The sequence below is a fragment of the Bacillus sp. UMB0728 genome (assembly GCF_002858875.1).
Classification (GTDB): domain Bacteria; phylum Bacillota; class Bacilli; order Bacillales; family Cytobacillaceae; genus Bacillus_AB; species Bacillus_AB infantis.
The window spans coordinates 918,822-931,340 of record NZ_PKLA01000002.1 but is presented as its reverse complement, the minus strand read 5'-3'; the positions used below and the strand labels follow the sequence as shown (position 1 = coordinate 931,340).

At 46.9% G+C, this 12,519-nt stretch carries 12 protein-coding genes; 4 read left to right on the top strand and 8 right to left on the bottom strand.

Annotated elements, in window-relative coordinates; genetic code table 11:
• Window positions 1-155 precede the first annotated feature (155 nt).
• The 5 genes from CYJ37_RS10165 to CYJ37_RS10145 are packed head-to-tail and all read right to left on the bottom strand — an operon-like array spanning window position 156 to window position 4,081.
• On the bottom strand, window positions 156-416 hold the full coding sequence (locus CYJ37_RS10165) for a YusU family protein (protein ID WP_101549549.1): 261 nt from the start codon (window positions 414-416) through the stop codon (window positions 156-158).
• 1 nt (window position 417) lies between these two features.
• Window positions 418-1,152 (bottom strand): IucA/IucC family C-terminal-domain containing protein, encoded by a 735-nt coding sequence (locus CYJ37_RS10160; RefSeq protein WP_101549547.1) that lies wholly within the window; start codon window positions 1,150-1,152, stop codon window positions 418-420.
• Window positions 1,145-1,972 carry an ABC transporter ATP-binding protein gene (locus CYJ37_RS10155; protein ID WP_009793150.1) on the bottom strand — a complete coding sequence of 276 codons (828 nt, stop codon included), beginning with the start codon at window positions 1,970-1,972 and terminating at the stop codon, window positions 1,145-1,147. Before CYJ37_RS10155 ends, CYJ37_RS10160 begins: the two co-directional genes overlap by 8 nt.
• A 52-nt stretch (window positions 1,973-2,024) precedes the next feature.
• Complete coding sequence (locus tag CYJ37_RS10150; protein WP_009793149.1) at window positions 2,025-3,080, bottom strand: FecCD family ABC transporter permease; 1,056 nt, start codon at window positions 3,078-3,080, stop codon at window positions 2,025-2,027.
• Window positions 3,080-4,081, bottom strand: a complete 1,002-nt coding sequence (locus tag CYJ37_RS10145; protein ID WP_094768563.1) for a FecCD family ABC transporter permease — start codon at window positions 4,079-4,081, stop codon at window positions 3,080-3,082. The genes CYJ37_RS10150 and CYJ37_RS10145 overlap by 1 nt, the downstream gene beginning before the upstream one ends.
• A 199-nt stretch (window positions 4,082-4,280) precedes the next feature.
• Here CYJ37_RS10145 and CYJ37_RS10140 point away from each other — a divergent pair, with 199 nt between their 5' ends.
• From CYJ37_RS10140 to CYJ37_RS10125, 4 genes are all read left to right on the top strand, one after another.
• Window positions 4,281-5,252 carry an ABC transporter substrate-binding protein gene (locus CYJ37_RS10140; RefSeq protein WP_009793147.1) on the top strand — a complete coding sequence of 324 codons (972 nt, stop codon included), beginning with the start codon at window positions 4,281-4,283 and terminating at the stop codon, window positions 5,250-5,252.
• 162 nt (window positions 5,253-5,414) lie between these two features.
• The gene (locus CYJ37_RS10135; protein WP_035402201.1) at window positions 5,415-6,896 is read left to right on the top strand and encodes a spore germination protein; all 1,482 of its coding nucleotides are present in this window, start codon (window positions 5,415-5,417) and stop codon (window positions 6,894-6,896) included.
• A gap of 17 nt (window positions 6,897-6,913) precedes the next feature.
• Complete coding sequence (locus tag CYJ37_RS10130) at window positions 6,914-8,002, top strand: GerAB/ArcD/ProY family transporter (RefSeq protein WP_022544360.1); 1,089 nt, start codon at window positions 6,914-6,916, stop codon at window positions 8,000-8,002.
• Entirely contained in the window at window positions 7,999-9,063 is a 1,065-nt protein-coding gene (locus CYJ37_RS10125) for a Ger(x)C family spore germination protein (protein ID WP_094768561.1), read from the top strand. Before CYJ37_RS10130 ends, CYJ37_RS10125 begins: the two co-directional genes overlap by 4 nt.
• A 25-nt stretch (window positions 9,064-9,088) precedes the next feature.
• Here CYJ37_RS10125 and CYJ37_RS10120 read toward each other — a convergent pair whose 3' ends face one another.
• The 3 genes from CYJ37_RS10120 to CYJ37_RS10110 all read right to left on the bottom strand — a co-directional run bounded on the left by CYJ37_RS10120 (window position 9,089) and on the right by CYJ37_RS10110 (window position 12,509).
• On the bottom strand, window positions 9,089-10,261 hold the full coding sequence (locus tag CYJ37_RS10120; protein WP_022544361.1) for an FtsW/RodA/SpoVE family cell cycle protein: 1,173 nt from the start codon (window positions 10,259-10,261) through the stop codon (window positions 9,089-9,091).
• A gap of 546 nt (window positions 10,262-10,807) precedes the next feature.
• Entirely contained in the window at window positions 10,808-11,587 is a 780-nt protein-coding gene (locus tag CYJ37_RS10115) for a DUF4931 domain-containing protein (RefSeq protein ID WP_101549545.1), read from the bottom strand.
• A 118-nt stretch (window positions 11,588-11,705) separates the two neighbouring features.
• Window positions 11,706-12,509, bottom strand: a complete 804-nt coding sequence (locus tag CYJ37_RS10110; protein WP_180827304.1) for a FixH family protein — start codon at window positions 12,507-12,509, stop codon at window positions 11,706-11,708.
• Window positions 12,510-12,519 lie beyond the last annotated feature (10 nt).

Sequence of the window (12,519 nt, the reverse complement as noted above, 5' to 3'; positions counted from 1 at the left end):
TGTCGGCTGATGGCCAAACTCTTCTATTTACTGTAATCTCGCTTATTCCGGCCTCTATTAAATGCTGCTCCCTGCCTTTCATTCTGCTCTTCCAGCTTTTTCTTGTATAGCAAAGCTGCATAATAAAAGGACCTTCCGCCCTGGAAGATCCTTCATTAGTCGCTTCTGTTATTCTCTTCATTACGCTTTGCTTCATTAAGCTCCTTGATTTCCATGATCAGCTTCTTGACCGAATCCTTCGACTCCGGGCAGGATCCATTCCAATGGCGGGCAAGTGCTGGCATGGACTTCGCGATATGATTATAAAGAATCCATACCTTCACCTTTTCAGTCATTTCCTCATTAGCTTCGCCGACAAGAAGTTCTGTATATTTACTATAAAGGCCTTCTATTTCTTCTTTGAATTTTTGATCCATATTAAACTCCCCTTTCACTCAGCCCCCATGACTTTGGGCAGGTGGTGCACCGCATTGAGTCATTTATGAGATTTGAAAGGCAGCATGTCTTCCTCATCTTTGCTTCCTTCTCAGGCGAATGGTACTTTTTTAAAGGATTGTCCTTTATGCCGAATAGTTTTCCGGGCAATCCCAGGAGACAGGCAAAATCATCCGCACCTCTTGCTTTCACCTCATCATGTTCACCAGCGAGGACTGATTCGTAGAGCCAATAGATGTAAACGGCTATGTTTTCCCACAAAATGTATCTGGAGACTCCAGCGGCTTTAGATACTCTTTCCAGCAGAATTTGCATATGTTCTGAAAATAAAGCTTCAAAACATTCTTCCCTCCGCTCTTCACGGGGTTCAGACTCTGTTTGAACGGAACTTGTATCCTTCAAATAAAAGCCTGGGAGCCACATTCCATTTTTATAGCCTGATACCACAGTGATATTGGAAAATGATACATCAAGCCTGCAATTTCCGGCTGTGAAGCTATATAAATAGATTGCTGCCAGAAAGCTGTATCTTTTCATAAAAAGTGAACCTGCGGCTGGGAGGGGTGCATCAAGCTCTTTCGCAAGCCTGTTCAGATATATTTCCATTTCCCCTGGCTGCAGAAGATGCCCTGTGTTAACAGAGAGAGGGTCATCGTTTTCCTCCCGGACAAGACGGAAATCTTCAAGCCTGTGTAAAGCCGGGGCCGGTTCAGACACTGGCAGCCTCAGGCTTCTTCAGAATGCATCTGCCTTTTCCGTACGGGATGCACAATGGCGTACCGAAAAGCGGATCCATCGTCACTTCGCATTCCATTCCGAATACATTGCGGACAAGGCTGCAATTGATGACGAACTCGGGCTTGCCCTGGGCAAAAATCTCTTTGTCCTTGATTGCTACTATATTATGGGCATAGCGGCAGGCAAGATTTAAGTCATGCAGCACCATCAGGATTGTCCTGTTCTCCCTCTCGTTAAGTTCAAACAGAAGGTCAAGGATTTCAATCTGATGGGTCATATCCAGGTAAGTCGTGGGCTCATCCAGAAGGATGATATCGGTATCCTGCGCAAGTGTCATGGCAATCCATGCCCTCTGCCTCTGGCCGCCGGACAGGGAATCGACTGTCCGGTCCTTCAGGTGCTCGATCCCGGTTGCAGCAAGCGCATCATTCACCTTTGCTTCATCATCTTCGGTCCATTGCTTCAGCCATGTCTGATGCGGATATCTCCCCTGTTTCACAAGCTGCAGGACAGTCAGCCCTTCTGGTGCAGATGGCGATTGCGGCAGTATGGCCATCCTTCTTGCTACATCCTTTGTGGACAGCTTGGAGATGGCTTTTCCTTCAAGCAGGACTGAACCTGATTTCGGCTTCAAAAGCCTTGCAATCGAACGCAGCAGGGTTGATTTCCCGCAGCCGTTCCCTCCGATGAATACTGTGATTTCCCCCTTTGGGATTTCCAGCTCCAGTTCATTTATGATAATGGTGTCCCCATATGAAAGTGTCAGCTCTTTTGTTGAAATAGCCTGCCCGGCGGTCATAGCGCTCTCTCCTTTTTTTATCTTTTCATCCAATGGCTGATATTCTTATATGCTATCCATTTCGGGTTTTAAATAATAAGTAAATAAAATACGGCGCCCCGATGCTGGCAGTAAACACACCTGCCGGAATTTCAAGGGGCGAGAACAGTGTCCTGCCTATCAGATCGGCTGCCATTACAAGTATGCCGCCAATCAGGCCGGCAGTCGGCAGCAGGGCACCGAATGATGATCCGACGAGCCTCCTTGCGATATGGGGAGCCATGAGCCCGACAAATCCAATCCCTCCGGCGAATGCTACAGATCCGCCGATCAGGCCTGTGCTGAGCATCAGCATGATGAATCTGTGGCGCTGCACTGCTCCGCCGATCCCGGTGGCCACATCATCCCCAAGCTCCTGGATGTTCAGGTTGCGGGCAAATATCATAGCCAGTGCCGATAATAGGATGATCCATGGGACAATAATTTTAACATTATCCCAATTCGATCCGTGGACAGTACCCGTGATCCATATATTGGCCTGTGAAGCCTGGTGGATGGGGCCAAGGATCATCATCAGATTAGTAAGCGCCTGGGTGAGGGTGGATATCCCTATTCCGATCAGCACAAGCCTGATTGGTGATGATCCATTTTTCCATGCCAGAAGATAGACAAGGAAAGCAATGGCTGCAGCGCCTGCGAAAGCGGCAACAGGCATCCATTCTATACTTACGGTCAAGGCATTATTATCATCACTGAATATCGCCAGGAAAGCCACAACGGCGACAGATGCGCCTCCGGTGATCCCGATGATGTCAGGTGAAGCAAGCGGGTTCCTGATCATCCCCTGAAGAATGCCCCCGGCAACGGCAAGCCCTATTCCCACCATAAGGGCAACAATAATTCTTGGCAGGCGGAAGTTCTTGATGACCAGCTGCTCCATATTCGTCCCTCCGCCAAAAAGGACCTGCAGCACTTTGAGCGGATTTATTTTCATCTCCCCCGTGCCTGTGCTGAAAAGAAAGACAAGGAAAGCAGCGGCAGCGAGAATGATTATGGTAAAAAGTGATTTACGGTCAGCCAGGAAGGAAATCCTGCCTTTGAATATCCTGAAATTCATATACTTGGACATCAGCTGCCAAACCCCCTTCTGGCGATATAAACAAAGAACGGGGTGCCGATGATGGCGGTCATGACACCGACAGGGACTTCCTGCGGCATGATGATATATCTGGCAGAAATATCAGCCGCAACAAGGAGGATTCCCCCCATAACGGCGGAAAATGGGATCACCCATCTATGGTCGATCCCCACCACTGCTCTTGCCAGGTGAGGGATCACAATGCCGACAAAAACAATCGGGCCCGCTACAGCAACAGCGCCGCCAGCCAAAAGGATGATCGCGGCACCGGCGAATAGCTTCGTCCAGCCTGTGCGAAGGCCCAGTCCTTTGGCAACATCTTCTCCCATTGATATGACATTCAGCTTTTTCGCAAGGAGCAGGGATCCAATCCAGCCTGCAGCAAAGTATGGCAGTACAGCTGTGAGAGACTCCAGCTTCCTTCCTGACACTGAACCCGCAAGCCAAAAGAGCACCTGTTCCAGCGCCGCTTCGTTGACCACAAGCAAACCTTGTGTGAAAGCTGAAAACATGGCGCTCATTGCAGCGCCTGCCAGCGTCAGCTTCATAGGGGTGAGCCCCTCACGCCCGACAGAACCGATTCCATACACAGCTGCAGCGGCTGCGGCTGCGCCTGCAAAAGAGATCCAGGTGTACGCCTGGAGGCTGGAAACGGAGAACACAGATACGGCCAGCACAACTGCAAAGCCGGCGCCTGCATTTACTCCAAATACGCTCGGCGATGCGAGCGGATTCTTTGTCAGCGTCTGCATGAGCGCCCCGGCAATCGCCAGGCTTGCTCCTGTAGCAGCACCAATCAGCGCCCGTGGAAGGCGGACTGATTGGAGGATAATATGTTCATTAGATCCATCGAATGCCGAAAAAGCTTCGAAGGCCATTTTCCAGGTAGTATCTGTATAGCCATACACTATGCTGGCACACATTAGTAATAGAAGTATCAGTATTGAAATAAACAGCCCGAGCCATTTATGCCCTGTTTTTTTTAATAGCATCCTGCGTAAACCTTTCTGCACTCTTTTATAAACAAATAACAGTTTTTCTCTATTAATAAGTCTAGGGGAATCGGCATACTCTGTCAATGAGTTTGAGAATCATTTTCATTAACCTGTTGACAGTTTGAACGCTTTCATTTTATGATAAGAAAGTCATTGAAAATGATTATCAATTAATCACATATAGGAGGATACATATATGAAGCTGAGCAAAATTTATCTTGGGCTGTTTTCACTTATAGCCATCCTGATGCTGGCTGCCTGCGGAGGCGCTGCCGAGGATGAAGCGGCAGACAGCAAAGATTCATCATCCGGAAGCGGCGAAGATACAAGCTACACAGTAGAACATGCAATGGGAACTGAAACTTTAGAAAAAGCACCTGAAAAAATTGTCATTCTGACAAACGAAGGAACTGAGGCACTTCTTGCTATGGGCGTCACTCCGGTTGGGGCTGTCCAGTCCTGGACTGGTGATCCCTGGTATGACCATATTTCAGACCAGATGAAAGATGTCCAGGTTGTCGGACTAGAGAGTGAAGTGAATGTGGAAGCCATCGCAGCTCTTGAGCCGGACTTGATCATCGGAAACAAGATGCGCCAGGAAAAGATTTACGATCAGCTGAAGTCAATTGCCCCGACCGTTTTTGCGGAAACATTGCGCGGCAATTGGAAGGAAAACTTCGAGCTTTACGCCAAAGCCATCAATAAAGAGGAAGAAGGCAAGCAGGTCATTGCCGATTATGATCAGCGCATCGCTGATATAAAGGAAAAACTCGGCGATGATGTGAACAAGGAAATCTCCATGGTCCGCTTCATGGCCGGAGATGTCCGCATCTATCATAAAGATTCTTTCTCGGGTGTCATTCTTGATCAGATCGGTTTTGCCCGCCCTGAAAGCCAGGATGTAGATGATTTTGCCGAGAAGAATGCCACTAAAGAACGAATTCCGGCCATGGACGGAGACGCTCTCTTCTACTTCACCTATGAAGAAGGGGACGGCGAAGCAACAGATGTGGAAAAAGAATGGATTGAAGACCCGCTCTTCAAAAATCTTGAAGTCGCTAAGGCAGGAAATGTATACAAAGTGGATGATACCATCTGGAATACAGCAGGCGGTGTCCTTGCAGCCAATCTCATGCTTGATGATATTGAAAAATTCATGATTAAATAAGGAATTTCTGCTTAACAGAAGCCCCCTCTTCTATATAGCAGCCAAAAGGATCCGGAAACGGATCCTTTTTTTATTAGCATTCGTTCATAACTATTCCAACTTTGGCAACAATATCGGTAACGCTAAAAAGATGCGGTGATATGAGTGAAAAAGAAAAGCTGGATGAAAAAGCCACGCATCCAAAAGGATGTCGAGTATAAAGACTGGGAAGAGTCACTTGTTAAATCTGAGGACTATAAAAAGACTTTCTATTATAACCAGAAAACGGGACTGAGATTCGGCTTTTCCTTTATGTCTACACTTGTGGATGAGAGCATCCTCCAAGAAGGGGTCCTTCCTTATCTTCAGGGAGAGGAATTTACCCGGATCGAGGATGTCAAAAAGATTATTCCTATTCCAGATGTAAGTGTCTCCGAGGACCCTTCAGATATTGAACAGAAGCTATTCAATGGCTATGTAATGGTGACGATTGAAACAGAAGTAAAGCATTTTGCATTTGTTGCAGCCCAGAAGGAAGTTGTCAGAAGCCTGACCCAGCCTGAGGTGGAGTTCAGTGTCATCGGCCCGAAGGAGGCCTTTGTAGAAGCTATTGACCAGAACTTGAACCTGATCCGGAAAAGACTGTCCATTAAAGAACTGATCATCGAGCAGTATACAATCGGAAAGCTGTCTAAAACGAAGGTCGCCGTCCTGTATATCGAAGGAATTGCCGACAATGAGAATGTTAACACGGTGCGGCAGCGCCTGAAGGATATTGAGATTGACCATATCATGGACAGTTCTTATATTGTCGAAATCATAGCCGACAATCAGAATACAATATTTCCGCAAATCCTGGATTCGGAAAGGCCGGACCGGGTTTCCGGCATCCTTGCAGAAGGAAAGATCGCCATTGTGGTGGACGGCTCCCCGCAAGTGCTGATATGCCCGACGACGCTTGTGGAATATTTCAGTTCTTTTGAAGATTATTATCTGAATTGGTATTTATCTTCCTTTTTCAGGCTTGTCCGCCTGTTTGCGGTTGCCTTTTCCATTTTAATCACACCCATATATGTTGCTACACTGTCTTATCATTATGAACTGATACCAAAGGATCTGATGAGCACGCTGATCACTTCCAGGAGAGAGATTCCGCTGCCGCCAATCCTGGAGGCACTATTCCTTGAATTGACTATAGAATTGCTGCGTGAGGCCGGTGCACGGCTTCCTACCAAGGTAGGCCAGACAATCGGTATCGTAGGAGGAATCGTTATCGGGACAGCTTCTGTTGAAGCCGGCCTGACGAGCAACGTCCTTCTCATCATCGTAGCTCTCTCTGCCCTGGCGTCTTTTACTACACCAGTCTACCGGATGGGCAACACGATCCGCCTTTTGCGGTTCCCCTTCCTTTTCCTGGCTGAGTTATGGGGGCTCCTCGGGATTGTATTTTGCTTCTGCATCCTTATGACGCATCTGATCAGGCTGACATCGCTGGGCCGGCCATTCCTTGAGCCGATCTATCCCCTCAGAGTACCTGATTTAAAGGATGCGCTCATCCGCCTGCCATTTTCAAAGCAGTCAAAAAGGCCGGTATATGTCCGGCCAGAGCAGCCAAGGCGTTTTTCAAAAAAGAAGGCTCAGCAAAAGAAAGACATTGATGAGTAAAACGGAGGGTTATGGCTATGAAGCAGTCCTTGCCTGAAAATGTGAAAATATCTCCCTTCCTGATATTTTATATTATAGTATCCATACAGATAGGCATCGGCGTTCTTGGGTATCAGCGGATCATTGCCAAAACAGCCGGCTATGATGCATGGATGTCAGTCATTGCGGCCGGCGCCTCTATCCATATCATTCTCTGGATGATGTATAAGACAGCCGAAAACGCAGGAGGAGATTTAATATCCATCAACTCATACGTCTTTGGAAAGAAAATCGGAAAAATAGTCAGCCTTGCTTTTTCTGCCTATTATATCCTGCTGACTACTACAATTATAAGAACATATATCGAAGTCATCCAAGTCTGGCTGTTCCCGGAATTGAGCACCTTCTGGTTTTCTTTCGGCTTCTTGGCCCTGGCAGCATATGTAGTCAGCGGGGGCCTGCGTACAGTCACAGGCGTCGCCTTTCTTGGCGCCATTCTTCCCAGCTATCTGATGCTTACCTTCGCCTTTGCAATTCCATTCAGCGATTATCGCAATCTTTTTCCTGTATTGGACCATTCCATTAAGGATATTGCACTTGCAGCAAGAGATATGTCGCTGACGTATCTTGGCTATGAAATCTTATTGCTTGTCTATCCATTTTTAAAGGATCCGGGCAAATCAAAAAAATGGGCACACCTGGCCATTTTCACCACAACCTCACTATATGTCATCCTGACAATCATTACCTTCGGCTATTTTTCTGAAAAGCAGCTGCAGAAAACTGTCTGGGCAACATTGACGATGTGGAAAATTGTTGAAATGCCTTTTGTTGAGCGGTTTGAATATATCGGGATTGCCAACTGGAATTTAATCATTCTCCCAAATGCCTGCCTGGCGATTTGGGGGGCAAGCAGGATCGTCAAACGGGTCGCGGGCATCCAGCAGCGCAAGAACGTCATTGGCATCGTCCTTATTTGCCTTGCTGTTGCCAATATATTTGAGACCAGGGAGCAGATTGATCTCCTCAATAATATCTCTTCCCAATTTGGCTTCTATTTTAATTACGGCTATGTTCCTTTGTTGTTTGCCGGCAGCCTCGTTGCAAAGAAGGTGAGGAAAAAATGAAATTATCCAGTTATTTATCCCTCCTTGCGGTCTGTATACTGCTGACCGGGTGCCTGGAAAAAGAAATTATTGATGATTTAAATATTGAGAGCGGGATTGCTTATGATTGGGAGGATGATAAATTGAAGGGCACTGCCCTTATCCCTGTCTACCTGCCCGACCAGCCTGTAAAAAATGTCACGTTTACCAGCACCTCCACATTGAGCAGGGATCTGCTGCTGGAAATGCAGCGCCAGTCGTCCGAGCCTCTGGTGACTGGAAGCTTGGAGGTAGGCGTGTTCGGCAAGGAACTCACCCAAAGGGGTATCATTGATGTCCTTGACTCATTCCAGAGGGATGCAAGCATCGGTGCCAGGGTATTTCTCGCTGTTGCAGATAATAAGGCAGGCGATATCATGAAAGGCGAGTATGGGACAAGGGGCAATGCCATTTATATCTCCAATTTGCTCAAGCACAATATGGAACAGCGCGATGTCCCCAAAAGCAATCTCCAAATTTTCCTGGCATCTTTCTATCAGCAGGGCAAGACAGCTTATTTGCCTAAGCTGAAAGATATGGGCAAGGACAAAGTAGAGATTTCAGGAATGTCCTTATTTAAATTTGATAAAGTGGTAGACGAAATTGATGCAGAGAAAATGTTCTTTTTTAAACTGCTGGTAGACAAGTACAGCGAGGGTTCCTATAAGATAAATATCGGGAACGATCAGGCAGCCATCAAGAGCATTAAATCCAAGCATAAAATTAAAATCATCAAAAGCGAGCCTTATGAATTTAAAGTCGAAATAAGCATAAAAGGAATTATCCGGGAATACTCCGGAGAACAGCTGACCATAAAAGAAATCAAGGGTGTGGAGAAGAACTTCGAGAATCTTATAGACAAGGAAACGGAAGCGCTCATTACCCGCTTTCAAAAAGAGGGCATTGATCCGGTAGGATTTGGCGCTTTTGTGAAAAGCAAAACAAGGGGCTTTGATTTTAAGAAATGGGAAGACGAATACAAGCGCATGAGCGTAAAGGTTACAAGCAATGTAGAGATACTTGAATCAGGGGTAATAGAATGAAAAAAGGACAGGGGCTTCCCTGTCCTTAGTCACTATTGGAGAACATATACTTTTTATAATGGTAGCGGATGGAGAAGATCAGGCTGATGGCAAGCATGCTGCCCATGAGCGAGCTTCCTCCATAGCTGACAAATGGAAGCGGGATACCAGTGATCGGCAGGAGCCCGATTGTCATGCCGATATTCTGGAATACATGGAATGTGATCATGCTGATGACACCGACACAAATATAGGTGTAAAAGTCGTTCTTAGTTTCCATGCCAACTTTCGTAATATGGTAAATCAGCAGGAAAAACAGGCTGATTAAAACACTCGCTCCAATGAACCCGAACTCTTCCCCAACAATGCTGAAAATAAAATCAGTATGGCTTTCAGGTAGATAGACTTCCCTTGTGCCATAGCCCTTTCCGCTTGTTTCCCCAGAACCGATGGCAAGCAGGGAGCGTGTCAGCTGGAATCCGGTCGTCCCCTGATAATTATAGGGATCGATCCAGGAATAGATGCGGCCGAACTGGTACTGTTTGACGCCCAGATATTTTTCCAGCAGATCGGGGTGCCAGAGCACGAGGTAGAAAATGCCTGCGATTAAGGTGATTCCGCCGCCGAATATTGGGAGCAGAAGCTTCCATGTGATTCCTGAGATGAAGATCATGCCAATCATGATTGCTATGAATACAAGGCTTGTGCCGAGGTCAGGCTGCTGCATCACAAGCATGAGCGGCAGGAACGTCACTGCACCGATTTTCACCAGCAGCCAGAGATCGGTTTGGATCGTCTTGATCCGATACTTCGGATGATGGTCTGTTATCACCCTTGCCAGAGCGAGGATGATAAAAACTTTAACAACCTCAGAAGGCTGAAGGGACCCTACCGCAGGGAAGGTATACCAGCTCTTTGCCCCATTTATGACAGGTGCAATCCCCGAAGGAGCCACGATCAAAAACCCAAGCAGCGCAATACCCAGCCCATAGGCATACCAGGAAATCTTCTTCAGCTGATCAGAATCAAGCGTCATAACCGTTCCAACAATGCCGGCCCCGACCACCCACCAGACAATCTGCTTCAGAAGGAAATTATCTTTATACTGGCCCGTAGTCTGCGCGCTGTAAATCGATATGCAGCTAACCAGGCACAGCAGCATCAAAATCAATATCAACCCAAAATCTATACGATAACTAGAATTATTTTTAGAAGTCATAATCGTCTCCTTTTATAGAAAAGCGGAGGCGGCTTGTTCAGAGCCGACAAGCATAAGACGCACAAGAATAAAAGGCGTTCTTTGCCTTTAATTCTTGTGTGGCTAATGACTCGAGGCTCTAGCCGCCGGAGCTGGACAAATAGAAAAGCGGAGGCGGCTTGTTCAGAGCCGACAAGCATAAGACGCACAAGAATAAAAGGCGTTCTTTGCCTTTAATTCTTGTGTGGCTTATGACTCGAGGCTCTAGCCGCCGGAGCTGGACAAATAGAAAAGCGGAGGCGGCTTGTTCAGGTGCGACAAGCATAAGACAAGCAGGACTGAAGGTTGTTCTTTAACCTTCTGGCCTGATTGGCTTATGACTCGAGCACCTAGCCGCCGGAGCTGGACAAATAGAAGAGCGGAGGGCGCTTGCTTTAAGATGCGCAGGCTGCCCAAACAAAAATTCTACTACAATTCTTCATTATATTTTTTTAAGAGACAAATCACAACTTGTTTCATGCTGTTGGATATTATTTCATTTTTCACTTTTCTTTTTCAGTTGCCGGATCAGTCTTCGGCAGGGAAGCTGTCAAAGTAGTTTGCACGGATGTCCTCTTTCATCCATTCCAGATTATTGGGGACCTGCGGGATCGAATAGCCGATGTAAATAGGCGTTGTTACGAACCGCGGGACTATTTTGGCATAGATGTCCTCTCCGAGTTTATAGAAAAATAAATTATAGCTGGAGCATTTGAACGGAAAGCTGTGAAGGATATAGCGGACAGCTGCCTGAATATAAGCAGCAAAGGCACCGATTTCCTCCATGTCTCCAAGCTTTGCATTAAATTCATAGAAGCCGATTTTCGGGGCTGTTGAAATATTGAGCAGTGATCTGCCTTTTTGGCTGATGGCCAGTCCCTCAAATTCTTCTTCCCTGATATTTTCTGTGTAATCCACTTCATTAAGCCCGACAATCTGCATATGGGGATGCGCAATGGTCCCCCCTGAGAGCGGCCCGTGGTTTTTAAAAAACAGGACAGATGTGAAGCGTCCGCTGTTTTCCATTTCAATCCAATGCTTCAATCCGAAACTTAGCAGCTTTTCCAGATGCTCTAAAGAATAGGTTGAGATATCCCCGCTGCATTCGTCTGATTCAATCAAAACAGTCTGCAGGGTATTTTCAAGGACAGGGAATTTATTTTTCAGCAAAATGATATTGTCCTCGACTGCAAGGATATCGGTCAGCTTTTCTCTCTCACAGAAAGGGCAGCCCTGCTCTTTGTCACGGATACTGTTTGGCTTTTTCACTCCGATTGAAGTGTTGAAGTTCAAATGTGTTTTTGTCATATTTCCACCATCCTGCAGGTTTTTCTCCTATAAATCATATCACTTACCTCCTGAACCTGGCGCCTTTTTGACCTTGCGCAGGAAAAAACGGCAGCCCCGGAGCTGCCGTTTCTCTTTCCTATTCGCTGACTGTCAGAGGAAAATCCGAGTGTTCATGCAGCCCTTCCGAGTTTTCCACATGAACAGTCACTGTATAGCTGCCCGCCTCTGCAAAGCTATGTTCTGCAGAATATTTTCCTTCGCCGGACTCTGTCAGGTTCACCCACTCAGGGGTGTCCTTGCCTTCTTTCATGATTTCAAGCTTAACAAGCGCTTTTTCCAGGGGAGCCCCATCTTTCTTGTCCACCTGGACCTCAAGGCCCGCCGCCTGTTTCATATGGATATGATCCGGCTTGATGAAACTGATTGCAGCCTCACCATGATGGTGGGATGATTCTTCTCCGCCTGACTCATGGTCATGGCCTTCATCTTCCCCATGCTCATGAGCGGCTTCTCCGTCCGCACTATTGCCAGCGTCTCCGCCCTCACCGGCTTGTACCTCAGCTTTTGGCATTGTATGCATATCCCTCGCTGTCACATGGACCTGGACTATATAATCGCCATCCTTGCCGAAGGTCTTGGCAGCCTGGTAAATTCCTTTGCCTGTATGTTCTGCAGGAAGCATCTCACTCTCCTCTTGATTTCCTTCCTGCCAGATTTCAAACTTTACTTCATCTGCATCCTCGACAGCTTCTTCCCCCTGCACTACTTCGACAGAAAGGGGTATTTCTTCATTCAGCTCCACTTTTTCAGGAACATCAAGCTTGGCTTCAAGGATTTCCGGCACTTGTCCCCCGTTCCCCTGGCCGCTGTCATCAGAACCCTTTCCGCAAGCTGCAAGAACCATCACGGCGAGGATTAAAACATATAGATATTTCTTCATTCTTTGTCCC